Origin of the sequence: Magnetovibrio blakemorei, from assembly GCF_001746755.1 — a bacterium.
In the GTDB taxonomy this organism is placed as follows: domain Bacteria; phylum Pseudomonadota; class Alphaproteobacteria; order Rhodospirillales; family Magnetovibrionaceae; genus Magnetovibrio; species Magnetovibrio blakemorei.
In genome coordinates, this window is sequence record NZ_MCGG01000052.1 from 45,007 (window position 1) to 69,062 (window position 24,056).

Sequence of the window (24,056 nt, forward strand, 5' to 3'; positions counted from 1 at the left end):
ACCAGGACTTGTTAGGTGAGTACGTATTGATGCGCATCCTTTTGCTTTGTCACAGCTTCAACAGTTTGAGCCAACGCCTTCATGTCGACCTGCGTGAAGCGGGACACGACGTGACGGTTGAACTGGACGTTAATGATGCGCTGTGCCGGGAAGCGGTGGCGCTTTCTAACCCCGATCTGATTGTCGCGCCGTTTTTAAAACGCGCCGTGCCTCATGACGTCATCTCAGCGGTGCCGACGTTTATCGTTCATCCTGGCCCACCGGGCGACCGGGGGCCATCGGCCTTGGACTGGGCGATACTGAACAAGGATGCCCAGGGTGGCGTGACCATTTTGCAAGCTGAGCAAAAGCTGGATGGCGGCCCGGTGTGGGCGTGGCGAACGTTTCCCCTGCGCCCCGTGCCAAAATCCAGCCTTTATCGCAACGAAGTGACCAAGGCGGCCTCTTCAGCCTTGGCGGAAGCCTTGTCTCGGTTTGAAAACGGCGACGGCCCGTTGGGGCGCGTGGGCTGTCCAGAAGTGCCGCTGCTGGGACGAGAAAACCCCCTGTGTAAACGCGCTGATCGCGCTATTGATTGGGCGGCGGATGATGTGCAAACGGTTTTGCGCAAAATCAAAAGTGCCGACGGTCAACCGGGCGCAGTAGCAGAATTGGACAGACGGCCCCTCAGAGTGTTTGACGCTCACGCAGCAGACGGTCTGAACGGGGCTCCGGGGGCGTTGCTGGCCAAGTCTGCCCAAGGGGCCGTTGCCATTGGCACGCGGGACGGTGCCGTCTGGGTGGGGTACATGCGCGAAGACGCTCCCCGGTCCTTGAAGCTGCCTGCCGTGACCGTTTTGCAAAGCGCAGTTGATGACTTGGCGCTGGGCGAAGCAATCGCGGACATCCGTTATGAAGAACGCGGTGATGTAGGTTATCTGTATTTTGATTTCCAAGGGGGGGCGTTGACACCCAACCAAAGCGAAAGATTGCTGGCGGCGTATCAAGAGGCTTGTTCCCGGCCAACCAAGATTGTTTGCCTCATGGGAGGTTCTGAATATTGGTCAAACGGCATCCATCTTGGTTGGATCGAACAGGCCGAAAGCCCCGCAGATGCATCGTGGCATGCCATCAACGCGATTGACGATTTGGCTCGCGCCATCATCACCACCACATCGCATCTGGTCGTTGCCGCGCTGAGGGGTAATGCCGGAGCCGGGGGGGTGTTTTTGGCCCTGGGTGCGGACCGAGTGATTGGCCGCGAAGGTGTCGTCTTGAACCCGCATTACAAAGATATGGGCAACTTGTTTGGTTCTGAATACTGGACCTACGTCTTGCCGCGTCGGGTGGGTGAAGAGCACGCTGCTGCCGTTATGCAAACACGCCTGCCCGTGGGCATGGTTCAAGCGAGCGGCCTTGGCCTTGTTGATGATGTGTTCGAAGGCGATGTCGAGGTTTTTGATGAACGCTTGAAAGATCACTTGGCTGCGCTGTCAACGGATGTCGGATTGGCAGACTTGCTTGAGGTCAAGCGCACAAGACGGAAGCAAGACGAAGCCGAAAAGCCGTTGGAAAGTTACCGTGCAGAGGAACTGGCCGTGATGAAGCTGAATTTCTATGGATTTGATCCCAGTTACCACATCGCGCGTTACAACTTTATCTGCCGCGTGCCCAAATCGCGCACACCTGCATCGTTGGCTCGGCACAGGGCGAAACGCCCACTGACTAATATGCGCAAAGGCAAGGCGCTATGACGGGGCGCGCCACCGTATTGATTATAGATGATGAGGTTCGCTCGCTCGAAACTTTGAACCGCGTTTTGTCGGAAGATTTTGACGTGCTGATGGCGTCCAATACTCAGGAAGCGGAAAAACTGCTGCAATCGGAAATGATCCACGTCATTTTGTGCGATCAGCGCATGCCCGACGAAACGGGTGTCGAGTTTTTGTCCCGTGTGCGAGAGGCTTGGCCCGATCCCGTGCGCATGATCATTTCCGGCTATTCGGATTCCGCTGACATCATCGCCGGCGTCAATGATGCGGGCATTTATCGCTACATCACCAAACCCTGGCACCCCAAGGAGTTGATCGAAATCGTGCGCGGCGCGCATGAACTTCTCGACCTGCAAAAGGAAAATGAAACCGCAGCGCTGGAAATGAAGTTGACGACCCAGACCCTAAAACGTCAGGTGTCGGAAAAAAAGACCATCGCCAAAAAGCATTTTCATTTCGACCGCATTGTGCACGGCAAAGGCAGTGCATTGGGCGAAACCATCAATTTGGCCAAGCGCTGCGCGGAGTTTGATATTTCGGTGCTGATTACGGGTGAATCGGGCACCGGAAAAGAACTTCTGGCGCGCGCCATTCATTATGGATCGTCGCGCGCAGACAAGCCGTTTGTCGTCGAAAACTGCGGCGCTTTACCCGATGAGCTTTTGGAAAGTGAATTGTTTGGGTGCAAAAAGGGGGCCTTTACCGGAGCCTATCAAGACCGCATCGGTCTGTTTGAAGTGGCCAGCGGCGGGACTATCTTTTTAGATGAAATCGGTGAAACGTCTCCGGCCTTTCAGGTGAAACTGTTGCGTGTTTTACAAGAAGGCGAAGTCCGCCCCCTGGGCGCGCAAAAAGTTCGCAAGGTAGACGTGCGCGTCGTCGCTGCCACCAACAAAAATCTTGAAGACGAAGTTGAAGCCAGACGTTTTCGCGGTGATCTGTATTATCGTTTGTCGGCCTTTCCCATCCACATTGCGCCTCTGCGAGACCGGGTTATGGACGTTGAACCGTTGACCCATCATGTGCTGAGCGATGTGGCGGCTTCTTTTGGTAAGGTGGTGAAGGGGATTAACGCTGCCACAATGGCGGCCATGAAGACCTATCCGTGGCCGGGTAATGTGCGGGAGCTGCAAAATGAAATTCAGCGCATGGTGACGCTGACGGATGATGCGATGCTCGGCACAAATGTTTTGTCGCCAAAGATTTTGCGAGACTATGAAAGTAACGAAAACGCACTGATTGGGGAAGTCGGTTTGTTGAAGGGACAAGTCGAATTCTTAGAGCGCCAATTGATCACCGACGCTTTGGTCCGACATCGCGGCAACATCACCCGCGTCGCGGATGAATTGGGCCTGTCTAGAGTGGGCTTGCGCAAAAAGCTGGACCGCTATGATTTGAAAAAGGTGACCTGGCTGGAAGGGGGGCGACATGGGTGAGCACCCCGAAAAGCTTCTTGATCACGTCACCGAGATTCAGGCATTGCACTTTGACGACACCCAGGAATCGGCGTGGGTCGAAGTCATTCAAAAGATGGATGAAGTGTATTCCGATCTCATTCGCTATGAAGTTGACTTGGAGCAAAAGAATGCGGCGCTGGAAGAAGCTCAGCGGTTTATTTCCAGCGTGGTTGAATCCGTTTCCGACATTTTGATTGTGTGCGATGAAAACGGCGAAGTGCAGCAAGTCAACTCAGCCATGGCAAACTTGATTGGCAAACAATCCGATACGCTGTCGGGTACGCCGCTCAAATCCTTGATCGCAGACGGCAATGACGATCATCTGTCCGCCGTGTTGGGGGGCTGGGTGAACAACGAAATTCGTGATTGCGAAGTGAAGTTCCAAACGGCTGGCGGAGTAACGGACATCTTTGCCATCAATTGTTCCGCCCGCTTGGATCACAATGGCAAGAGCGCCGGGCTTGTCCTTACGGGGCGTCCCGTTGGAGAGTTGCGCCGTGCATACGAAGCGCTCAACTTGGCGCATCGAGAGCTTAAACAAGTTCAGCAGCAATTGATCCAGCAAGAAAAGATGGCCAGCCTCGGCCGCTTGGTTGCGGGCGTCGCCCATGAACTGAACAACCCCATCAGCTTCATCTACGGCAATATCCATATGCTGGACGTTTATTACCGTCGCTTGGCCGAGTATCTAAAGGCGATCCATAACGGTCTGGATGCATCCAAGCGGGAAGACCTGCGTAAAACGTCGAAGATCGACCATGTCTTGTCCGATCTGCTGTCTTTGGTTGAAGGCACATTGGAAGGTGCGGAACGGATCAGCGACATCGTCTCGAATTTGCGCCGTTTGTCTTTTTCATCCACTGATGAGCCACAGATTGTCGATTTGGCCAAGGTCGTTAATACGGCCCTGCGCTGGGTTTCGAAAAGAGGTCGTCGCCAAGAAGAGTTCACCGTCGATATCCCCGCCGATTTGTTTGTCAGCGGCCACGAAGGTCAAATTCATCAGATCTTCGTCAACTTGATTGAAAACGCATTGGATGCCACTTCGGGCTTAACCGCGCCGCAGGTTTCGGTTGAAGGTTATCAAGCGGGTGACAGCATAATGGTCTATGTGCGCGATAATGGTCCAGGCCTCAGCGACGATGTGGCTTCGAAAGTGTTTGAGCCCTTTTTTACCACCAAAAAAGTGGGTGAAGGTACCGGGCTGGGCTTGTGGATCAGTTACGGCATTGCCAAGGACCATGGTGGAGCCTTGAAGGTCGCCAACAGTCCCGACGGCGGCGCGGTGTTTACGTTACGGTTGCCATGTGCAGCAAATCGAAGTGCGGGTGGCCGAAGTGCAGGGGGACGAAGTGTTGGCAAACAGGCATCTCAGGATGCGGGAGTGGGGCAATGATTTCAATTTTGTTTCTGGGATTTTTCTTAGGCATGCAGCACGCGCTGGAAGCCGATCACGTCGCGGCGGTCGCCAGCATTGCAACAAAACAAAAAACCGCTCGACGCATCATTGCCCATGGCGCGGTTTGGGGACTTGGCCACACCATCACCTTGATGGCCTTGGCCGGGGGGTGTTTTTATCTTGGGAAATCCATTGAGGCCGATATTGCGCGTTGGTTGGAAGCGGGCGTTGGCGTCATGTTGCTGGCCTTGGGCGGCAGTGTGCTTTGGCGCTTGTGGCGCGAACGGGTGCATTTTCATGTCCACCGCCACAAGGACGGCATTGCCCACTTTCATGCTCACAGCCATGAACCCAAAGTGCCCCATACGACCCGCGCCCACGATCACAAACACGTGCCCACGATCCCCTACCGCACGGTTTTGATTGGTATGATGCACGGGATGGCCGGGTCTGCGGCTCTGTTGGTGTTGACCGCTTCGACGGTAATCGACCCTGATTTTGCGTTATTTTACATTGCCTTGTTTGGCGTCGGTTCGATGATGGGTATGGCGGCCTTGTCCGCGGTGATCGCCGTGCCCTTGGTGTATTCCAGTAAGGTTCTCACCTGGAGCCAGAACCTGCTGCAAGGGGGCATCGGGGGCGTCACCGTGCTGTTGGGGGTGTTGACGTTGAGCCATTCATTTTAAATTTCTCCGCTTTGTAAAGTTGACGTCTTGGCAAATATGTCTGATATGATGGCGGTATAGAACCACTTCCCCACAGCCTCGTCAGCGGAAATTTTTATGTTCAAACGGACTCCTGTTATTTTATTGATCGCTTTCGTGTGTATTGCGGCTGGGGGGGGCGTGTTTTTGCAATCGACCCCAAAAGTACCCGTTCACGCGCCCAATACAAAACTGAGCGTAGCGGAGGCCGCCGATCAACTTGACGGCTTTAGTTTGCTGACTGATGGCCCGCTTATTCCGGGCGTTGTCATGAAGGATGAAGCCGGCCAAAACGTGACCTTTGAAGCCTTTCGTGGCAAGATCGTTGTGTTTAACTTGTGGGCTACATGGTGCCCGCCATGTATCGCCGAAATGCCGGACCTGAACGCGTTGCAAAACGCCTTTTCCGGGCGCGATTTTGCCGTCGTGCCCGTCGCCAGCGGCAAACAAGGGCGCGAAACGCCTGCGGACTTTTTGCGTAAACGTAAATTGATGGCGCTGACCACCTATTATGATCCAGATTCAAAATTTTTGCGCACGTTTGATCTGGACACCTTACCGACCACATTCGTGCTCGACAAAACCGGGCGGATGCGCGGCGGTGTGATCGGTATGGCGGATTGGCAATCCGATGAAGCGAAAGCTTTAATCGAAGCGTTTTTGAACGAATAATCAGCCGCGATTTTTTCAGATGATGATCCGTGGTTTGTAGGGGAGGGACTTGCCGCCCTTGACAGGTGTTTGCTTTTTTGCCATTGTACCGTTCAGTACAGAACGGGAGTGTGACATGAACGGCTATTTGCGAAGACTTCAACCGGTGACGGATTTACGCACGGTTGTGAAGGCTGGATTGGGAGGTGCAGTTGCCATTTCACTGGTCGCCATGATGAGTGAAGCATCCGGTGTTTCTTGGCTGATGGCCCCGTTTGGGGCGACGTGTGTGTTGCTGTTCAGCGTGCCCATCAGTCCGCTGTCGCAACCTGTTAATGTGGTTGGCGGACATTTTGTTTCGACGTTGATTGGTTTGGTCGTCTTAATGGCTTTGCCCGTAACGTGGTGGAGCATGGCCATTGGAGTCGGCTTGGCCATCGCCGTCATGGCGGCGCTGCGCGTTACACATCCCCCTGCGGGCGCCGATCCTCTTGTCGTGATGATGGCGGGGGCTGGGTTTGATTACTTGATTTTTCCGACGCTGTTGGGCAGTCTTGCGTTGGTCCTTGTGGCCGTTCTGGTGCACCGCATTGCGCCTGTAACCCCTTATCCAGTAAAGACGTAAATTCATGCCAGCGCGTGTGCAAAGCCCTCAAACGGTCGTTCAAGGTCTCAGTGAAGTCTTTCGCGAATACGGCTTTGCAGGCGCCAGTTTGGCGCACATCAGTGCCGCGACCGGGCTGGGAAAAGGAAGTCTCTATCACGCTTTTCCCGGCGGCAAAGAAGAGATGGCTGGTGCCGTGTTAAACGACATCGACACCTGGTTCGAAAATCATGTGTTCCAACCCTTAGACGATAAAAACATTCAGCCCGCCTTGGCGGTGCAAGACATGTTGCAAGCATGCATGACGTACTTTCAATGTGGTGGACGGGTGTGCTTGGTGGGCGTTTTTGCTCTCAGTGATACCCGCGATACATTTGGTGCGGCCGTGAATGGATATTTTTTGCGGTGGAATACGGCGCTTGTCGCCGCCTTGTGTCGGGGCGGTGTGAAAAAAGCGGTGGCAGAAGATTTGGCGGAAGAAACTCTATCGCGTATCCAAGGGGGACTGGTTTTGGCCCGCGCGTTCGACGACAAAAGCTACTTTGAACGCGAAATTAAACGTCTCTCTCAGCGCCTCAAATCGGCACTAGAGCTTTAACACGTTCGGCGCATCGGCAATGGCGTCATAGACTGCGTTCAAATCATCGGCGCTGATGCAATAGGGCGGCAGGACATAGATCGTGTTGCCCAGGGGCCGCAGCAATACGCCCAAGCCTTGGAAGTGTTGGTAAAGCTTGGGCGCAATGTTGGACAGGTAGCCTTGATCTGAAACTTTCACATCCAACGCTGAAATGGTGCCGCATTGGCGCAGGTTTTCAAATCCAGAATGGCCTTTAAGGTTCTGCAAGTGTGCCGCTTGATGGGCCGCCAAGGTGTCGACGCGCTCTTGAACGGGTTCAGCGCGCCACAATTCTGTGTTGGCGAAGCCCACCGCGCAGGCGATGGGATTGGCGGTGTAGGAACTGGAATGAAAAAACATCTTGGATCGGTCTTCGCTGAAGTGGGCGTCATAAAAGCGCGTTTGGCAGAGCGTCGCCGCCAACGGCAAAAAGCCGCCCGTCAAGCCTTTGGACGTACACAGGATATCGGGCGCAATGCCCGCTTGTTCACACGCAAATAAGGTGCCGGTGCGGCCCCATCCGGTCATCACTTCGTCGGCGATGAACACAACGTCGTCGCGTTCGCAGAGCTGCTTTAAATCGCGCAACACTTCGGCGCTGTACATGAGCATACCACCCGCACCCAACACCAAAGGCTCAACGATGAGGGCTGCGATTTGATTTGGATGGTCAATGAGGATGCGCTCCAAGGCAGCTACTGTATCGTGTTCGTGCCCCGGTTTGGGAAAGGGGATGGTGTCGACGTCAAACAACAAAGATGCATAGGGCTTGTTAAAAGTGCCGCGCTCGCCCACTGACATGGTGCCGACGGTGTCGCCGTGATAGCTGTGTTCCATGACGATGATGCGGTTGCGTTTGCCTTCGCCCAAGTGATGCCAATAGCCCAGTGCCATCTTCAACGCCACTTCCACAGCCGTTGAACCGCTGTCGGAAAAAAACACTTTGTCGAGACCTTGGGGCGTCATCTCCACCAGTGCTGCGGCCAACTTTTCGGCGGGTTCATGGGTGTGTCCGGCAAAAATAACTTGGTCCAACTTGCCCGCTTGTTGGTGGGCGGCTTCGATCAAGTGCGGGTGGCAATGGCCATGGGTCACCACCCACCAAGACGATATGGCATCAATGATGCGCCGGCCTTCATCGGTGAACAGGTGAGCGCCTTCGGCCCGGGCAATGGGCGTCATGTGGGGCTGTAGCGCGTGTTGGGTGAAGGGGTGCCAAATGGGCGAGCTCATGCGTCACCTTCAAAGTCTGCACGGCGAAAGTGCGTTTCAAATATGTGGGTGAGGTGTGCCGCGTTCATGTCATCCATCAGCGGCACACGGCCCAAGACTTTGACACGGCCCATGTCTGCAATGGTGCAGATGGTGTCGGCATTTTCATCACCGACGAAGACCACGCCCAAAACATCGATATTGCGATGACGCAGCGCTTCTAACGACAGCAGGGTGTGATTGATGGTGCCCAACCCGGTGCGTGACACCAACACGACCGGGTGCTGCCAGCGCGCGAACAGATCGATGAACAAGGTGTCGCGATTGACCGGAACTAACAAGCCGCCCGCCCCTTCGATGATCAGGGGGCGACCCGTTTGCGGGGGCGGGGTGAGGGCGTTTAAGTCAATTTCAACGCCGTCCAATTCGGCGGCGCGATGGGGCGACAGCGGTTGGCTGAGGGTGATGCCATTTTCTAAGATGCGCTCATCACCCAAGCCTGTCAGATTCTGAATGGTGTCTCTGTCGGTGCCGTCTGCGCTGCCCGATTGGGTTGGCTTGTAATAGACGCCGTCTAAGCCCAGGGTCAGCATGGCCGCCACCACGGTCTTGCCCACGCCCGTATCGGTTCCGGTGACGATCAGGCTTTTCATCATCCAACCTTGCTTATGTAGGCGTCGGCCAAGGCATCAATGTCGGCTTTGGTGACGTTCAGCGTGATCGACAAACGCAACCGCGCCGCCCCTTCGGCCACTGTCGGCGTGCGGATGGCGCGAATGTCGAAGCCTTGGGCTTGCAGGTGCAGGGCCAAGGCCTGGGCGTCTCCATCTGACCCCACCATCAAAGGCATGATCTGCGTTTCGCCGGGGATGACTCCGGGAGCGTCTTTAAAAATGCGATGCGCGTAAGCGATCAAATCAAATAAGCGATCGCGGCGTTCGGGCTCTCGGTGGACGACTTCCAGGGCCCGCTGCACGGCGACCGCAGATAGGGGCGTGGGCGCGGTGGTGTAGATGAAACTGCGCGCCGCGTTGATCAGGTAGTCTTTCATCACGTGGGGCATGGTCAGCAGTGCGCCCGCTTGGCCCAACGCTTTGCCGCAGGTGTGCAGCACCACCACATTGTCGCGCCCTTCAAAGGCGGCGGCGAAGCCTTTGCCGTCCGGTCCATGAATGCCCGTGGCGTGAGCTTCATCGACAATCAGGTAAGCCCCATGATGATCTGCGATGGCGATCAAGTCTTCCAGCGGGGCCACGTCGCCGTCCATAGAGTAGACGCTTTCCACCGCAATCCAGACGTCTTTGGCGCCGCGATCACGAGCGCGTTTCAGGGCATCTTCGCAGGCCCCGGCGTCGTTGTGGGTGAACTTGGCGTGCTTGGCCGTGGCCGCGTGAACCCCTTCCTTGGTGCTGGCATGGATCAGTTCATCCATCAAAATCACGTCGCCGCGTTGGGGCAGGGTGGTGAGCAAGGACAAATTGGCCAGATAGCCCGTGGCCATAAACAGCGCGCTATCAGCACCAAAAAAAGCGCAGGCGAAGTCTTCCAAGTCTTCGTGCTCTCGGTGGTTGCCACGCAGCAGGCGTGAGCCGCCCGCGCCCAAAGCGACGCCGTTGGCCAAGGTTTCCACCAAGCTGTGACGGATGCCGTCGTGGTTTGATAGGCCCAAATAATCATTGGAGCTGAAATCGATCCCGTCGATGGGGATCAGCGTGCGGCGCTTCTCAAGCCGAGAGAGCGTGTCCAGCTTGTCTTGAAACGGGTTGGTCAATTTGAGCCTCAATATTCGCGGCTTGTTTCACTTCTTGGGGATGGAGATCTAAGCGCTGCAACAATTCCAGATCCCGGTCCGCCTGGGCGTTGGGGGTGGTCAGCAGTTTTTCCCCAAAAAACACCGAGTTCGCACCGGCAAAGAAGCACAGCGCCTGGGTGGCGTCATCCATGCTTTCACGGCCCGCCGACAGACGGACATGGGACTTTGGCATCATGATGCGCGCCACGGCGACCGTGCGCACAAAAATGAACGGATCAATTTCGGCGGCGTGTTCCAAGGGGGTGCCTTTGACGCGCACCAGCAAATTGATCGGCACGCTGTCGGGATGGGCGGGCATATTGGCCAACTCCATCAACAGGCGGGAGCGGTCCTTTTCGCCTTCGCCCAGACCCAAAATGCCTCCGCAGCACACGCTGATGCCCGCATCGCGGACCTTTTCCAAGGTGTCGAGGCGGTCTTGAAATTTGCGCGTGGTGATGATGTTTTCGTAATGCTCCGGCGAGGTGTCTAAGTTGTGGTTGTAATAATCCAACCCCACGTCTTTGAGCTGACGGGTTTGTTCTTCGGTCAGCGAACCCAACGTCACGCAGCATTCCATACCCAGACCTTTGACGCCGCTGATCATCTCCAAAACAAACGGGAAATCGCGGTTGTTGGGGTTTTTCCACGCAGCCCCCATGCAAAAGCGGGTGGCGCCTCGGTCTTTGGCAGCTTGGGCTTCGACCAACACCCGGTCGATTTCGACCAAGCGTTCCTTTTCCAGATCCGATCCGTGGTGGGCACTTTGCGGGCAATAGCCGCAATCTTCGGGGCAGCCGCCGGTCTTGATCGACATCAGTGAGCTGAATTGAATTTCGCTGGGATCAAAGGTTTCGCGGTGCACGGTGTGGGCGCGATACAGCAAATCCATAAACGGCAAATCATAGAGGCTCTGGACCTCTTCAACAGTCCAGTCGTGTCGGCAGGCGGTCATCGTATCTTGCCCCAGTTTGGTTATTGGTTTCGTCAGCGCGCGGCCTTAAGGCCTTTTGCATCAGCCATTCTCATAGCCGTGTGAGAAGGCGGACACGTTAATCCGAGCATCGCGGTGGGGCAAGCTGAAATTGGTGCGTTGCAACATGCAAATGACGCTTATGGCACCTGTTTGACGGGACAGGTATGCGTTCAGCGCATGATAGCCATGCCCTGCCTGCGGTACCGCAAGAGGCTCTATCCGTGTATGTAGAGCGCACATCAAAAGCAGAATCATTTTAAACAGCCGGGACGCGCGGGACCCGCTGGGGTGTTTTTTGTTTGTCGATAGCCCCTTGATCTCGTTTTTTGTGAGTGAGTGCCCGAATGTTTGAATTCCATTACCGCAAAGCCATTTCCATGAAGGCCGATATTTTGTCCGGCCTGACCGTGGCGTTGGCGCTGGTGCCCGAAGCGGTGGCGTTCGCCTTTGTGGCCGGCGTGAACCCCCTGACGGGGTTGTACGCCGCGTTTATGGTTGGATTGATCACCGCCGCCATCGGTGGTCGTCCGGGTATGATTTCCGGGGCCACCGGGGCGTTGGCGGTGGTGATGGTGGCGTTGGTGGCCGATCACGGTGTTGAATATTTGTTCGCCACCGTCGTGCTGATGGGCATACTCCAGGTGTTGGCGGGAGCTTTGCGGCTGGGCAAATACATCCGCATGGTGCCGCATCAGGTGATGCTGGGCTTCGTCAACGGTTTGGCGATTGTGATTTTCTTGGCGCAGTTGAAACAGTTTCAGATCGATTTACCCGGTGGTGGTTATGAGTGGCTGAGCGGCAACGCGCTCTACATCATGCTGGCGTTGGTGGCGTTGGCGATGGCGATCATCCAGTATCTGCCCAAGTTGACCGAAGCCATTCCGGCCCCCTTGGCGGCTATTTTGGGCGTGACGGGGATTGTTTTGGCGTTGGATTTAGATGTGCGCACCGTAGGCGATATGGCGTCCATTGCCGGCGGATTGCCGGAATTTCATATCCCCACCGTGCCTTTGACGTGGGAAACGCTGACCATCATTTTCCCCTATTCGGTGATCTTAGCCGCCGTTGGCTTGATTGAAAGCTTGCTGACCTTGACGGTGATCGATGAAATCACCGACACCCGTGGGCGCGGCAATCGCGAATGCGTGGGCCAGGGCACGGCCAACATCGTCACCGGTTTTTTCGGCGGCATGGGCGGCTGTGCGATGATCGGTCAATCCATGATCAACGTGAATTCCGGTGGCCGCGGGCGCATGTCGGGCATTTCGGCGGCGTTGTTCTTGCTGGTCTTTATTTTGTTTGCCTCAAGTTTGATCGAAATGATTCCGTTGGCCGCCCTGGTGGGGGTGATGATGATGGTGGTGCTGGGTACGTTTGAATGGTCCAGCTTTCGCATCTTGCACAAAATTCCCCGCTCAGATGCCTTTGTGCTGATTTTGGTGTCGGGCGTCACGGTATTTACCGATTTGGCCATCGCCGTGATTGTTGGTGTGATCGTTTCTGCGCTGGTGTATGCATGGGGCAACGCGTCGCGCATACAGGCGGTCACCAAATTGAACGCTCAAGGCGGAAAAGAGTACCAATTGCAGGGGCCGTTATTTTTTGGCTCGGTCACGTCGTTTCGTGATTTGTTTGATCCCGACAACGATCCCGACGATGTGGTGGTGGATTTCCGCTTGTCGCGGGTTGCCGATCATTCGGGCCTGGAAGCGATTGACAACTTGGCCGAACGCTACCAACGGCGGGAAAAACGCTTGCACCTGCGCCACCTCAGCCCGGAATGCCGCAAGCTTTTGCACCGGGCCAAAGACTTGGTCGAAGTCAACGTGATTGAAGACCCCCGGTACTTCGTCGCGAGCGACGAGTTGGCGTAGATTCTCTGCCCAAATTCAAAAGACAAAAAGCGCCCCCTACGGTTTTAGAGGGCGCTTCTTATTGTCGTTTGATTGGTGTGTCGAGTTAGTCTAGAGCGACCAGATTCTCGGCTGCCATCTTGCCGTTGCGCTGCTCTTGCAGCTCAAACTCAACCTTTTGACCTTCGTTCAGGCCTTGCAGGCCGGAACTCTGAACGGCAGAGATGTGAACAAATGCGTCTGCACCACCCGCATCGGGGGTGATGAAACCATAACCTTTGGTGGTGTTAAACCACTTAACAATACCGGTTGCCATGGGCACTCCTTAACTTGGCAAAACAGGGTACGCTCTGTATTCATCGCAGAGCGAAAAAGCTGCGTCGTCATAGTGGGCGTTACTTACATGCGTGTTTTGCGCAATAAGGTTAGGCCTGGCTAAGCCAACAACGACCAACGTCAGCTACCAATTTTCAACATTTTTTGTCTTTTGTCTATGATTTCAAACAACATTCAAATTGAAATTTTAGGGGTAGAATGACTCTCGGTCATACCGTAGAGGCTAAAAATTGTTGGCAAATGTTTGATAATAAATGTTTTGTGAGGAGCACGGTCCAGGTCTCAATTCTTGTCCGGTTATTTCATTTTTTAGAGTTTTGAGCAGCGGGATGGGTGCAGGCCGGTGTCAAAAGTCCATAAAAATCGCTTTATTGTTGCTATAAAGTGGTACTTATCAGACTAATTATGCTGCGCTATGGGTGTAAATGGATCTGTTTTCTCGTGCAAAATTGGGATATTCGGTCCACAATGGGGCAAGTTAAAGGGTCAGTGATTGTTTTCATTGTTCTCATCTTAGGCGCTCGGATTTAACCACCTGCAATAAGATTGATAATAAGTGATGGTGGATAGCCTGAATAAAAATGATTCCGTTATTCCGGCCTTGGAACCCACCGCTGGTTTGGTTCGGAAGAATTTTCTGCTGATTTTTTTGCCGATCTTACTGTCGATGGTTATTGTCGTGTTGTCGGTGTTTACCGTGCATGTGATTACGGCCCGTGAAGAAATCAGCCGACGGGAAAGCGACAAGCTTTATCAAGCCCAAAACGGTTTCACCGAATCTTTGAATTTTGCCATTACCGATTTGAATTTTCTGATTCATAGCGAGGATATGAGCAAATTCGCGCTTGACCCCAGCTTAGAAAATCGTCAGCGCCTGGAGCATTTGTTTTCTTCCTTTGCCAAAGCCAAAATGGTGTTTGATCAGGTTCGCTTTATCGATCTGAACGGTGACGAGCGGGTACGCGTCAATTTGGTTGATCGAGTCCCCGTTGCCTCCCAAGGGCAAGAGTTGCAAAATAAAAAACATCGTTATTATTTCAATGACGCCCTCAGTTTGACACCGGGACAAATTTTCATGTCCCGGCTTGACTTGAACATCGAGCACAAAAAAGTCGATGTTCCTTACAAACCGACCATTCGTTTGGTGGCTCCCGTTGATGTGGGCGGCAAACGGTATGGCATCGTGACGGTAAGCTATCTTGCAGAAAATTTCTTGGACCGGGTGCGCCGGGTATTTGCTTCTGACGAAAGCACCGGTTTTCTAGTGAACGCGCAAGGGGCGTGGCTGATTGGCCCACGTCGCGATCTGGAATGGTCCTTTATGTTTGATCGCAGCGATCACTTCCAAGACCTTTATCCCCGTACCTGGACCGAAGGGGTGCGCAATATCCTGGGCAACACGCAGCAAGCGACAGGTCAGTTTATCGGTTCTGAGGGTGTCTTTACACTGGCCAAAGTATCACCGCCATCACGTGTCGTGACCACGGAAAATTCGGATGCCTATTGGATTTTAGCATCCCGGGTTCCGTTGTCCGCTTGGTACAAAGATCAGTTTTTTGAGCATATCCCTGAAGCCTCCATTTTGGTTTTGCTGGTCTTTGTGTTGGGTTTTGGCAGTTGGCGTCTGGCACTGAGCCGCGCCGCGCGTCAGCATGTGGATGGGGCCTACCAGCAACGTTTGCTTGATGCCCTCAACGAAAGTGAGCGGCGCAACTCTGCGGTCGTTGAAGCTTCTGATGATGTGGTCATGACGTGCACCGCAACGGGTTTTATTCGCCACGCAAATCATGCGGCGGCGCGGGTGTTTAATGTTCCGCAAATTGATTTGGTGGGGCGTGAAGTGTCTGAGTTCATGATGGAACCCGACACCATATCGCGGCGTCAGAGCGACGGGACGCGTAAGCTTTTTGAACGCGAGCGCTTTGAAACATATGCCGTGCGTGGCACCGGGGAGGGGTTTCCCGCGGAAATCACGCTGACCCCCATTCAAACCGAAGGCAATACGCGGTTCTCCTTGTTCATCCGCGACATCACATTGCGGCGCAGTTATGAAGAGCGTCTCAAGCGCTTGGCGAATTACGATCCGCTGACGGGGTTGGCCAACCGGGTGTTGATTTTGGAACACTTAACCACCGCTCTGAAAAACAGCGACGGTCCCGAAGGTCCTCATGCCGTCATCATGGGTGATTTGGATGATTTTCGCATTGTGAACGATACGCTGGGCCATGTGATTGGCGATGAAGCCTTAAAAGAAGCGGCTGGACGTATTCATCAGCAAGCCCCTCCCGGAAGTTTGGCCGGGCGCTTTGGTGGTGATGAATTTATTTTGATCGTGCCTTGCTTTTCCGATCGCGGTGCCGCCGGCAAAGTGTGCGAAGCGATTTTGAATGCCTTTGACCGCCCGCTGGTGGTTGAAGGTCATCGCCTGTATGTCGGAATCAGTTTGGGTGTTGCCTTTGCCGAAGGGCCGACGGATACGGCTGCAAGTTTGATGCAGATGGCCGATACCGCCATGTATGCCGCTAAGGATGGCGGGCGCAATACGTTTAGAACCTTTACCAAGGACATGCACGATGCGTCTGCGCGCCGGTTGGCCATTCAGACCCGTCTGGCCGGTGCCCACAGTCGCGGCGATATTTCGTTGATGTATCAGCCTTTGATCGACGCAAAGACCAAGCGCATTATTGGGGCGGAGGCCTTGATGCGTTGGACCGATGCGGAGTTGGGCAGCATCGGCCCGGATGAATTCATCCCCGTTGCCGAAAGCACCGGGTTGATTATCGAATTGGGGGGCTGGGCGCTGGATGAGGCCTGTCGTCATGCGCGTGAGTGGCGTGATGTTATTCCCAACTTCCACATGGCGGTGAACCTTTCTCCGGTGCAGCTGATCGGTTCGGATGTTGCTTCAAGCGTTAAATCGGCCTTGCTCAAATACGGCTTGGAACCCAAAGCGTTGGAAATTGAAATCACCGAAGGCTTGTTGATCAAAGACCCGCTTGAAGCGGAAGTCACTTTGAACGAGCTGGCGGAAATTGGTGTGAGCATTTCAATTGATGATTTTGGCACCGGCTATTCATCGCTGAGCTATTTGCATCGTTTCCCGTTCACGACCCTAAAGATCGACCGTATGTTCGTTATGGATTTGCCGCACAACGAAGGCAGTCGGTCATTGGTGACTGCCGTTTTAGCCTTGGCGCAACGCTCCAATTTAAAAGTCATCGCCGAAGGTGTGGAAGATCAAGAGCAAGCTCAATGGCTGACGGAACAAGGCTGCGACATCTTGCAGGGCTATTTGTTCAGCAAGCCGTTGCTCCTGGATGCCTTTTCCGCTTTGCTGGATAATCGCGATACAACAGACGACGGAAAAACCGCTTCCTCTAAAGGACAGCCAGCTCTTAAGTTGGTTTGACCTGCGTGTAGAGCCCCGTCAAAGCGCGACGGAGAACCTTGCCCGTTGGCGTGTGGGGCAAAGCCTCAACCATCACAAAATCTTTGGGCACCTTGTACGCCGCCAAACGCTCAGAAGCATAGGTTGTCAGCTCTTCGGTTGTTGGGTGTGCGGATGGCTTGGCGACGATGAACGCAACGATGATGGAGAGGTCTTCGCGCACTTGAATTTCCCCGCAGGCACATTCTTGCACGCCGGGGTGATGGACCAGTACGTCTTCGATGTCTTGCGGCGACACCCGATAACCTTGGGCGTTCATCAAATCGTCTGCACGCCCCAAGTATTGCAGATAGCCCTCATCATCGAGCAAGGCCAAATCTCCGGTGAGGAACCAGTCTTGACGAAATGCCGCGACGGTTTCTGAGTCCCTGTTCCAATAGCGCATCATCAAGCCGGGGTCGTCTTTGTGCAAAGCCAACAGTCCCGGTTCGCCGACGGGCATGGTTTCCACCGAACCGTCTTCAGGGTTGAGGATGGCCACCCGTCGCCCGATTTGCGGACGTCCGGTAAAGCCCGGTTTGATGGGCACGGAGGGCGATGAAGAGGCATAGGTTGAACATTCGCTCATCCCAAGGGCTTCGAACAGGGGCTTTTTGGTGGCCTTGATCCAATGGTCTCTGACGGCTTCAGAGAGTTTTTCACCTGCCGTCAGACCGTGGCGCAAATGTGCGAAGCCTTGGGATATATGATCGGCGTATTTGAGCATTTGGCGGTACACGCTGGGTACGGCCGCAAACAACGTGGCGGAATGCTTGGCCGCCAACTTGGGCCACACGCCAGGGGCTTTGGGACCATTGTAAATCACCGTCGAGGCCCCAACCGCCCAGGGGTCCATCAAGCCTGCGCCTAAGGTGTATGTCCAGTTGAACGCCCCGGCATGGAGCATGCGATCCGTTTCACCAAGTCCGTACCAGCCATCATACATCATGCGCCGCGCCCACACCGCGCGGTGGGCATGCAGGACGCCCTTGGGGCTCGCCGTGGCGCCAGACGTGTAGACGATGTAAGCCGGATCATCGCCATGGGTATGGGCGTAATCGACGGTGTCTTCACAAGTCATTAAATCGCGGATGTCGTCATCCAACAGCTGGGTGCAGTGTTCGGGAATGTCGTCGATTTTTAAATCCGTCGACGCGCACAAAAACCGCGCGCCGCAGTCTTCCAAGATAAAATGAGCTTCGCGGGCCGACAGCTGTGATGAAGTCGGCACCGCAATGCCACCGGCCGCCAAGGTGGCGAAAAATATCAGCGGAAAGGTGCTTTCGTTGCCCAGGCGCAGCATCACCCGTTCGCCGGGTTTTAAGCCCATGTGAAACAACCCAGCGGCAATGCGCGTGACCGCGTCGTCCAGTTGAGCGAAGCTCCACTGCTCTGCGGGTTCTAAGGTCTCGGGGTTGCTCACCACAATCAGCGCGGTCTTGTCGGGATGGGCTTGGGCAGAGGTCTCTAAGCAATACGCCGCCGCATTGAAATGCGTCGGGCAGGGCGTCGGTGCGCCTTGATCAAACAGGCTGGTGGTGAGTTTCATCGCCGCTGAGCTAAAGTCGCCATAGGGTTATGCCATCGGGCATGGCGTTACGATCTAACACGCTGCGCACATCGATCACCACACCTTTGCCGCCTGTCAGTAGGCTTTGCACAAAGTCCCAGCCACCTTTGACATAAGATGCATGCGGCACGGCGAGGATCACCGCGTCGGCAAGCCCGAGCTTGTTCATCGGCGTGAGGTCAATGCCGTATTCATGCTGGGCCTCGCTGGGCAGGGCCATGGGGTCATGGACTTTGACGTTCATGGCGTAAGCCGTCAGCTCTTCAATGACGTCGATGACTTTGGTGTTGCGCAAGTCCGGAACGTCTTCTTTGAACGTCAGGCCGAGCACCGTAATGTTACGACCGCCACCGTTTTGCAGCATCAGCTTGACGGTGTGCTGGGCGATAAATGCACCCATGGAATCGTTGGTTTTGCGACCCGCCAAAATCACTTGAGGGTGCAGACCAGCCTGTTCGGCGCGGTATGTCAGGTAGTAGGGGTCAACACCGATGCAATGCCCGCCCACCAAACCCGGTGAGAATTTCAAGAAATTCCACTTGGTTCCGGCGGCCTCCAAAACGTCCTTGGTGTCGATGCCGAGGCGATCAAAAATCTGCGCCAATTCGTTCATCAATGCGATGTTGAGATCGCGTTGGGTGTTTTCAATCACCTTCGCGGCCTCAGCGGTTTTGATGCTGGGGGCTTTATGAACACCGGCCTTAACGACGGAACCATAGACGGCGGCCACCGTTTGCAAGGTGGCCTCGTCTTGGCCGGAGACCACTTTGGTGATGGTTTCAAAACGATGCTCTTTATCGCCCGGGTTGATCCGTTCGGGGGAATAACCAACGGTGAAATCCGGACCGCATTTCAGGCCGGACAGTTTTTCCAACACCGGCACGCAGACTTCTTCGGTGGCACCGGGATAGACGGTGCTTTCATAGACGACAATGTCGCCTTTTTTGAGGTGCGCACCCAACGTGGTTGACGCTGAAACCAGGGGCCGCAAGTCGGGCTTGTTGGCGTCGTCAACGGGCGTCGGCACGGTGATGATGTGAAAATCGGCCTGGCTTAAATCGGCGGCATTGGTGGTGAGCAAGAGGTCCACTGCAGCCAAATCTGCATCTTCGACTTCGCCGGTGATGTCGTGCCCGGCTTTGAGGCCGTCAATGCGCGCTTGTGAAATGTCGAGACCGACGGTGAAGCCCTGTTTGGCAAACGCCACGGCCACCGGAAGGCCGACATAGCCCAGCCCAATTACGGAAATGCGGCGGTTATGGCTCACAATGATACTCCCTTAGCGCGGTACCTCTTCTTGCACACGTCTACTGGCGCACATCTAGAGGCATTGCCTTGTCTAAACGCAAGGCCCACAGGGTGCAACACCTTATGCATATATTTTGCGGATGAAAACGGTGAATTATTGGCAGTCACCGGGCGTTTCGGGCATTTTCACACCCCAAAAGGTAGCGTCAAAATCGGCTTCTAAGGGCAATCCGCCTAAAAAATCGATGCCGCTGCGCGTTTGGATGGTTTTGAGCGTGCTCACCGACTCGACCCAGGTGTTGCGTTTGCCGTAATCATTCCAGCGAAACAAAGACGCCAGCACTTTGTAAGGCTGCCCTTCTTCTGGTGCGGCCACGATGATTTTGTAAAAGCACGTCGGCACGATGGGGGCGTTGGGAGCGGTCCCAATCGTCGGGCCTTCGGTGACGTTTTTGGTCTCTGGATCGTCTTTATTGGTGCCAAAAACGCCGGAATAAATCCACATGGGCACGTTTTTCGCGGCGACGTAGGTGCGAAACGCATCTTCTTCGCCCAGCCAGGTCCCGGCGTTGAAGGTCTGCTTTTGCGGCACCACGTTGGAAAAATGGAAGGTTGTGTCGTAGGCGGCTTTGCTCCAGCTCATGTCATTGGCGGGTACGATGTGTCCGCGGGCATAGCCCGACCGGACGTAATTTTTGTCGATGGCTTGAAGATCGGCTTTGATGGCCTCATCTGGGGTGAATTTTGGTCGCTTCAGCACGCCCGAATTGGCTTTGATTTGCGCCATCAGGTCGGGCGTCAACTTGTGCACGGTCCAGGTGGGGATTTTGCGCGCCGTGTCATAGCGGATGGCGAACAGGGGCTGTCCATCGGCCAGTTTGCACAAATCTTGGATGGTTTGTGATTTGGCCTTGGGTACGGTGTTGCCCGGAAATTGGTCCTGACACGCGGCGAAGGGGGCAGGGACGGGGGGAGCGGCGTTCTCCGGCCCCAAAACCCGTTCACCACCAAAAGCCTGATGGTTCAAGGCCATGGCGCTCATACAAACGCATATATATGCCATCAAGGTGGTGCGTCTCATGGGCGTGTATCCCTATACGTGCAACCACGAATCTATGCAAATTTTACGTGTATTGAGGAGGAATGCAATAAAAAGCTGTTATATGAATTTAATGCAATCTGGTATCGGGTGGGGGGAAGGTGCTATCAAGAGGGCGACCACCTCTTGTCGAAAAGGCACGCCCATGGCGCAAAAACGCCCCAGCCGAGGTTCGCGCGATTCCCGTGCCTCTCAACACCGCTCTTCTGGGCGCGATGCTTATCGGGGAAAGCCCGGAGGTAAGCCCGGTTTGGCCCCGGTACCCAAGCCGCTTGCCGAACCCAAGGGGCTGCTGGAGGCGGGGCTTTACGTCATCGCCACGCCCATCGGCAATTTGGGCGACATCACGTTTCGCGCCGTGGAAACGCTGAAGGCCTTGGACGCTTTGGGCTGTGAAGACACCCGCGTCAGTTCCAAATTGCTCAGTCATTTGGGCATCGAAAAGCCACACCCGACATTTTCATGCCACGAACACAATGAAGATCGTACCGTGAGCCGTATCCGCAGCTTGATTGACGAAGGTCGCGCGGTGGGCTTGATCTCCGACGCAGGCTTGCCGGGGATTTCCGATCCCGGCTATCGGGTGATCAGTACCTTGTTGGACGAAGGCGTAAAGGTCGAAGTTCTGCCCGGCGCCAATGCCGCGACCATGGCGCTGGTGGCCAGCGGTTTGCCCACCTCCAGTTTCACCTTCTTAGGCTTTGCGTCGCGCAAGTCGGGCAAGCGCAAAAAGATGTTGGAAGCGGAGCGCGATGCGGAACACACCCTTATTGTTTATGAAAGCCCACACCGCATCGGCGCTTTTTTGGCGGATGCTTTAGAGGTGTTGGGCGACCGCAAGGCGGTGGTGGCGCTGGAACTGACCAAGATGTTTGAACGCTATCATCGCGGCCCGCTGTCGCAGTTGGTCAAGGAGTTTGCAGAAGACAAACCCAAGGGCGAAATCACCGTGTTGATCGAAGGCGTCAGCCGTAAATCCAAACGCGACGAGGACGACGGGGACGACGATTGATGGCACGTCCGGGCAAGTTCGGCGGCGCTGGAAAAGCCAGCCCGCGCAAAATCTATCTGGGCCGTCTGGCCAAAATCTTTGGCGTGCGCGAAGTCCTTGCCGAACAACTGGCATCTATCCAGCTGCACAGCTCCATCCGTGTGAACACGCTTTCGCCACTCAGCGAAGCCGAGATTTTGGAAAAGTTAGCTGCGTTCGGCGCAGAGCTGGACCCGATCCCTTGGTGCCCTGGCGCGTATCATTTGCTCAGCGACAAACGCACCTTGGCGGAAGACGAACTGTTTCAGGCCGGCCACATCTACATCCAAAACGCATCGAGCTTGATTCCGGCCCTGGCGATGAACCCCCAAGCGGGCGACCGTATTTTGGACGTCTGCGCCGCACCCGGCGGCAAGACGTCACACATTCAAGCCTTGGCGGGCGGGGGCGCAGACATCATCGCCAACGACGCCATGAAGCCGCGCCTGAAAAAACTGGAAGAGGTGCTCACCACCTTTCATGTGGCTCATGCCCAAATCACCAATTTTGAAGGCCAGTTCATCGATCGTCATGTGGAAGGTCAATTTGACCGCATCTTGCTCGACGCCCAATGCAGCGGCGAAGGCATGCTGGATTTAAGTCGTTCCGACGCGCTGCGCTATTGGTCTGTCGAGCGCGTCATCAAGATGAGCTACTTGCAGCAAAAAATGCTCACCGCGGCGTGGAAGGTTCTCAAGCCCGGCGGAGTGCTGATTTACTCTACCTGTACGTTTGGCCCCGAAGAAAACGAAGGCCCGGTGTCGCGCCATTTGAAACACAACGCCGATGCCTTGGTTGAAGCCATCGATTTGGATATCCCCAACCGTGCACCCGGCTTAAAATCCTGGGACGGCCAACCGTTCGACAGCCAACTCAGCCACGCGGTGCGGGTGTTGCCGTCAAAGTATTTGGAAGGCTTTTTTGTCTGCCGACTGCGCAAGGCTGAAGCTGAGAAGTCACTCCCTTGATCGTTCCTGCTCATCAAACCTCACCGATTTCGGGTGGATTTAATCGCAGCTCGCCCCCTGTTCGATCCAGCGCATCAGCAGCAGCGTGTTGGGATGATCGGCGGGTGAACCCGGATCGGTGCCCGGCGGCATGCGGCTGGTGGTGAGGCGCTGATACAGCGGGCTGGCCTCGGCGTTGGACGGTACGACGATGGGCAGGCCCGGAAGATTTTGTTTTTTGCGAGTCTTGGAAAACGCCCCGGTCATGATGGCGTCATAGGAGGTCAGGTTGACTTCGTTGAAGCTGGGCGGGTCGCGAAACGATTTGTGACATTCCGTGCAGGCGGTTTCAGATCCAAACGCGACGGGGTCCACAAACAGCGGCAACACCTTGGTGGTGAAGTTCTCGTCGTTCAGTGCACCTGCGTTGATCCAGTCTTTGACGGCCAAAATGCTATCGGTATCGACGGGGGCAAAAAAGGGCGTGCCCAAGGGCATCCGGTTGTTGCGAATGCGTTGGATCAAATGGCTTTGAAAGGGTTCGCCCTTGATCACGATGGGGTTGGCCGGGGCCTCCGTTGCGCCCAGCAAGATGCCTTCGCAGCTCGACAGATTGAGCCCACGATAGCTTTTCAATTGATCGTTTGAACTGTGACACACGATGCATGCCGGGCCTTCGCCAAACGCATTGGGGGTGCGCATCAACGTTGCCACGTAGTCATAGGTGATGGGAATGTCGCGTTGCAGAACCAAGGCCTCAACCACGGCATTGTCGCCATGAATGTTCAGCGTTCCCAGCTTCATGTCCAAATACATTTGGTGGGTGACGCTGGTGGGCGGTGGGCTATGGGGATTGGGTGGCGGCGTTTGCTGGGCAGCGGTTGAGCCCAGCGCCAAGGCAAATGTTAAGGAAAAGGCCCAAATGGCTAAGGGTATGCCTGATAATGGACGGGCTAAGACGGCGTTGGCGCCTTTGCCAATCCGTATGACGTTTTTTGCTTTAAACATTGTTTGTTTCCCCCTTGAACCGGATGGGTCCTGTTCCCCATGAAAGTCCCCATAAGCCTAACAAATGCCCATCGTGAGCGAAATATGTTTATTGCTGCATATTTAGGAATAGATCTACAAGGGTTCTGAAAAGGCTCAGATGCCTTGGGGTGCTTTTGTATGCAAACGCTGGTTTAGTGCGGATTTGTGAGCTTTTGTTTCATTTTCAATAGATGTAACGCTCACTCTGAAACAATCCGAGTTAGGGCTTTTTTCATTATTTCGCGTATTTGGCGAATCGTAAAATCATTTACATATCCGCGAGTCTTTGACACAGTGGCGGAAGCTGATGCTTGAAATCTCATGATGGACCCCTTTGAAGTGGGTAAATCCA

At 54.9% G+C, this 24,056-nt stretch carries 20 protein-coding genes; 11 read left to right on the plus strand and 9 right to left on the minus strand.

The window, feature by feature from the left end; all coding sequences use genetic code 11:
• The first annotated feature begins 29 nt into the window (after nucleotides 1–29).
• The 7 genes from BEN30_RS13250 to BEN30_RS13280 all read left to right on the plus strand — a co-directional run bounded on the left by BEN30_RS13250 (nucleotide 30) and on the right by BEN30_RS13280 (nucleotide 7,164).
• Nucleotides 30–1,733 carry an enoyl-CoA hydratase-related protein gene (locus BEN30_RS13250; protein ID WP_069958803.1) on the plus strand — a complete coding sequence of 568 codons (1,704 nt, stop codon included), beginning with the start codon at nucleotides 30–32 and terminating at the stop codon, nucleotides 1,731–1,733.
• Nucleotides 1,730–3,187 (plus strand): sigma-54-dependent transcriptional regulator, encoded by a 1,458-nt coding sequence (locus tag BEN30_RS13255; protein ID WP_069958804.1) that lies wholly within the window; start codon nucleotides 1,730–1,732, stop codon nucleotides 3,185–3,187. Before BEN30_RS13250 ends, BEN30_RS13255 begins: the two co-directional genes overlap by 4 nt.
• Nucleotides 3,180–4,604: a PAS domain-containing sensor histidine kinase gene (locus BEN30_RS13260; RefSeq protein ID WP_069958805.1), complete on the plus strand. Its 1,425-nt coding sequence runs from the start codon at nucleotides 3,180–3,182 to the stop codon at nucleotides 4,602–4,604. Before BEN30_RS13255 ends, BEN30_RS13260 begins: the two co-directional genes overlap by 8 nt.
• The gene (locus tag BEN30_RS13265) at nucleotides 4,601–5,293 is read left to right on the plus strand and encodes a HoxN/HupN/NixA family nickel/cobalt transporter (RefSeq protein ID WP_069958806.1); all 693 of its coding nucleotides are present in this window, start codon (nucleotides 4,601–4,603) and stop codon (nucleotides 5,291–5,293) included. The genes BEN30_RS13260 and BEN30_RS13265 overlap by 4 nt, the downstream gene beginning before the upstream one ends.
• A gap of 96 nt (nucleotides 5,294–5,389) precedes the next feature.
• Nucleotides 5,390–5,983, plus strand: a complete 594-nt coding sequence (locus BEN30_RS13270) for a TlpA disulfide reductase family protein (RefSeq protein ID WP_084005550.1) — start codon at nucleotides 5,390–5,392, stop codon at nucleotides 5,981–5,983.
• A gap of 115 nt (nucleotides 5,984–6,098) precedes the next feature.
• Nucleotides 6,099–6,587 (plus strand): HPP family protein, encoded by a 489-nt coding sequence (locus tag BEN30_RS13275; RefSeq protein ID WP_069958808.1) that lies wholly within the window; start codon nucleotides 6,099–6,101, stop codon nucleotides 6,585–6,587.
• 4 nt (nucleotides 6,588–6,591) lie between these two features.
• Nucleotides 6,592–7,164 carry a TetR/AcrR family transcriptional regulator gene (locus BEN30_RS13280; RefSeq protein ID WP_069958809.1) on the plus strand — a complete coding sequence of 191 codons (573 nt, stop codon included), beginning with the start codon at nucleotides 6,592–6,594 and terminating at the stop codon, nucleotides 7,162–7,164.
• Here BEN30_RS13280 and BEN30_RS13285 read toward each other — a convergent pair.
• From BEN30_RS13285 to bioB, 4 genes are read right to left on the minus strand one after another with little or no spacing between them, the layout of a single operon-like run.
• Nucleotides 7,153–8,418 (minus strand): adenosylmethionine--8-amino-7-oxononanoate transaminase, encoded by a 1,266-nt coding sequence (locus BEN30_RS13285; RefSeq protein WP_069958810.1) that lies wholly within the window; start codon nucleotides 8,416–8,418, stop codon nucleotides 7,153–7,155. The two genes, BEN30_RS13280 and BEN30_RS13285, sit on opposite strands and share 12 nt — an antisense overlap.
• The gene (gene bioD, locus BEN30_RS13290) at nucleotides 8,415–9,053 is read right to left on the minus strand and encodes a dethiobiotin synthase (protein WP_069958811.1); all 639 of its coding nucleotides are present in this window, start codon (nucleotides 9,051–9,053) and stop codon (nucleotides 8,415–8,417) included. The genes BEN30_RS13285 and bioD overlap by 4 nt, the downstream gene beginning before the upstream one ends.
• The gene (locus tag BEN30_RS13295; RefSeq protein ID WP_211563408.1) at nucleotides 9,050–10,168 is read right to left on the minus strand and encodes an 8-amino-7-oxononanoate synthase; all 1,119 of its coding nucleotides are present in this window, start codon (nucleotides 10,166–10,168) and stop codon (nucleotides 9,050–9,052) included. The genes bioD and BEN30_RS13295 overlap by 4 nt, the downstream gene beginning before the upstream one ends.
• The gene (gene bioB, locus BEN30_RS13300) at nucleotides 10,122–11,144 is read right to left on the minus strand and encodes a biotin synthase BioB (protein WP_069958813.1); all 1,023 of its coding nucleotides are present in this window, start codon (nucleotides 11,142–11,144) and stop codon (nucleotides 10,122–10,124) included. Before bioB ends, BEN30_RS13295 begins: the two co-directional genes overlap by 47 nt.
• Before the next feature lie 365 nt (nucleotides 11,145–11,509).
• Here bioB and BEN30_RS13305 point away from each other — a divergent pair, with 365 nt between their 5' ends.
• Nucleotides 11,510–13,039, plus strand: a complete 1,530-nt coding sequence (locus BEN30_RS13305; protein WP_069958814.1) for a SulP family inorganic anion transporter — start codon at nucleotides 11,510–11,512, stop codon at nucleotides 13,037–13,039.
• An 85-nt stretch (nucleotides 13,040–13,124) separates the two neighbouring features.
• Here the strand turns inward: BEN30_RS13305 and BEN30_RS13310 are convergent, their stop codons facing one another.
• Nucleotides 13,125–13,334, minus strand: coding sequence for a cold-shock protein (locus BEN30_RS13310; RefSeq protein ID WP_069958815.1), 210 nt, complete (start codon nucleotides 13,332–13,334; stop codon nucleotides 13,125–13,127).
• A 579-nt stretch (nucleotides 13,335–13,913) separates the two neighbouring features.
• Between BEN30_RS13310 and BEN30_RS13315 the strand changes: the two genes are divergently transcribed.
• Nucleotides 13,914–16,763: a bifunctional diguanylate cyclase/phosphodiesterase gene (locus BEN30_RS13315; RefSeq protein WP_069958816.1), complete on the plus strand. Its 2,850-nt coding sequence runs from the start codon at nucleotides 13,914–13,916 to the stop codon at nucleotides 16,761–16,763.
• Here BEN30_RS13315 and BEN30_RS13320 read toward each other — a convergent pair.
• The 3 genes from BEN30_RS13320 to BEN30_RS13330 form a co-directional block, all read right to left on the minus strand.
• Nucleotides 16,750–18,330: an acyl-CoA synthetase gene (locus BEN30_RS13320; protein WP_069958817.1), complete on the minus strand. Its 1,581-nt coding sequence runs from the start codon at nucleotides 18,328–18,330 to the stop codon at nucleotides 16,750–16,752. The two genes, BEN30_RS13315 and BEN30_RS13320, sit on opposite strands and share 14 nt — an antisense overlap.
• A gap of 10 nt (nucleotides 18,331–18,340) precedes the next feature.
• Nucleotides 18,341–19,618 carry a nucleotide sugar dehydrogenase gene (locus tag BEN30_RS13325; protein WP_069958818.1) on the minus strand — a complete coding sequence of 426 codons (1,278 nt, stop codon included), beginning with the start codon at nucleotides 19,616–19,618 and terminating at the stop codon, nucleotides 18,341–18,343.
• A 135-nt stretch (nucleotides 19,619–19,753) separates the two neighbouring features.
• The gene (locus BEN30_RS13330; RefSeq protein WP_084005552.1) at nucleotides 19,754–20,680 is read right to left on the minus strand and encodes a DNA/RNA non-specific endonuclease; all 927 of its coding nucleotides are present in this window, start codon (nucleotides 20,678–20,680) and stop codon (nucleotides 19,754–19,756) included.
• A gap of 163 nt (nucleotides 20,681–20,843) precedes the next feature.
• Between BEN30_RS13330 and rsmI the strand changes: the two genes are divergently transcribed.
• Complete coding sequence (gene rsmI, locus BEN30_RS13335) at nucleotides 20,844–21,710, plus strand: 16S rRNA (cytidine(1402)-2'-O)-methyltransferase (RefSeq protein WP_069958820.1); 867 nt, start codon at nucleotides 20,844–20,846, stop codon at nucleotides 21,708–21,710.
• A complete protein-coding gene (locus BEN30_RS13340) occupies nucleotides 21,710–22,696 on the plus strand; it encodes an RsmB/NOP family class I SAM-dependent RNA methyltransferase (RefSeq protein WP_069958821.1) in 987 nt (328 codons plus the stop codon). The genes rsmI and BEN30_RS13340 overlap by 1 nt, the downstream gene beginning before the upstream one ends.
• 39 nt (nucleotides 22,697–22,735) lie before the next feature.
• Here BEN30_RS13340 and BEN30_RS13345 read toward each other — a convergent pair whose 3' ends face one another.
• Complete coding sequence (locus tag BEN30_RS13345; RefSeq protein WP_069958822.1) at nucleotides 22,736–23,683, minus strand: hypothetical protein; 948 nt, start codon at nucleotides 23,681–23,683, stop codon at nucleotides 22,736–22,738.
• Nucleotides 23,684–24,056 lie beyond the last annotated feature (373 nt).

What these genes read in the sequence shown, in the direction of transcription:
- BEN30_RS13315 (WP_069958816.1), top strand. Translation starts at nt 13,914, where the DNA reads ATGGTGGATAGCCTGAATAAAAATGATTCCGTTATTCCGGCCTTGGAA.
- BEN30_RS13305 (WP_069958814.1), top strand. Translation starts at nt 11,510, where the DNA reads ATGTTTGAATTCCATTACCGCAAAGCCATTTCCATGAAGGCCGATATT.
- BEN30_RS13265 (WP_069958806.1), top strand. Translation starts at nt 4,601, where the DNA reads ATGATTTCAATTTTGTTTCTGGGATTTTTCTTAGGCATGCAGCACGCG.
- BEN30_RS13285 (WP_069958810.1), bottom strand. Translation starts at nt 8,418, where the DNA reads ATGAGCTCGCCCATTTGGCACCCCTTCACCCAACACGCGCTACAGCCC.
- BEN30_RS13255 (WP_069958804.1), top strand. Translation starts at nt 1,730, where the DNA reads ATGACGGGGCGCGCCACCGTATTGATTATAGATGATGAGGTTCGCTCG.
- BEN30_RS13340 (WP_069958821.1), top strand. Translation starts at nt 21,710, where the DNA reads ATGGCACGTCCGGGCAAGTTCGGCGGCGCTGGAAAAGCCAGCCCGCGC.
- BEN30_RS13250 (WP_069958803.1), top strand. Translation starts at nt 30, where the DNA reads ATGCGCATCCTTTTGCTTTGTCACAGCTTCAACAGTTTGAGCCAACGC.
- BEN30_RS13280 (WP_069958809.1), top strand. Translation starts at nt 6,592, where the DNA reads ATGCCAGCGCGTGTGCAAAGCCCTCAAACGGTCGTTCAAGGTCTCAGT.
- BEN30_RS13275 (WP_069958808.1), top strand. Translation starts at nt 6,099, where the DNA reads ATGAACGGCTATTTGCGAAGACTTCAACCGGTGACGGATTTACGCACG.
- BEN30_RS13270 (WP_084005550.1), top strand. Translation starts at nt 5,390, where the DNA reads ATGTTCAAACGGACTCCTGTTATTTTATTGATCGCTTTCGTGTGTATT.
- BEN30_RS13320 (WP_069958817.1), bottom strand. Translation starts at nt 18,330, where the DNA reads ATGAAACTCACCACCAGCCTGTTTGATCAAGGCGCACCGACGCCCTGC.
- bioD (WP_069958811.1), bottom strand. Translation starts at nt 9,053, where the DNA reads ATGATGAAAAGCCTGATCGTCACCGGAACCGATACGGGCGTGGGCAAG.
- BEN30_RS13310 (WP_069958815.1), bottom strand. Translation starts at nt 13,334, where the DNA reads ATGGCAACCGGTATTGTTAAGTGGTTTAACACCACCAAAGGTTATGGT.
- bioB (WP_069958813.1), bottom strand. Translation starts at nt 11,144, where the DNA reads ATGACCGCCTGCCGACACGACTGGACTGTTGAAGAGGTCCAGAGCCTC.
- rsmI (WP_069958820.1), top strand. Translation starts at nt 20,844, where the DNA reads ATGGCGCAAAAACGCCCCAGCCGAGGTTCGCGCGATTCCCGTGCCTCT.
- BEN30_RS13345 (WP_069958822.1), bottom strand. Translation starts at nt 23,683, where the DNA reads ATGTTTAAAGCAAAAAACGTCATACGGATTGGCAAAGGCGCCAACGCC.
- BEN30_RS13330 (WP_084005552.1), bottom strand. Translation starts at nt 20,680, where the DNA reads ATGAGACGCACCACCTTGATGGCATATATATGCGTTTGTATGAGCGCC.
- BEN30_RS13260 (WP_069958805.1), top strand. Translation starts at nt 3,180, where the DNA reads ATGGGTGAGCACCCCGAAAAGCTTCTTGATCACGTCACCGAGATTCAG.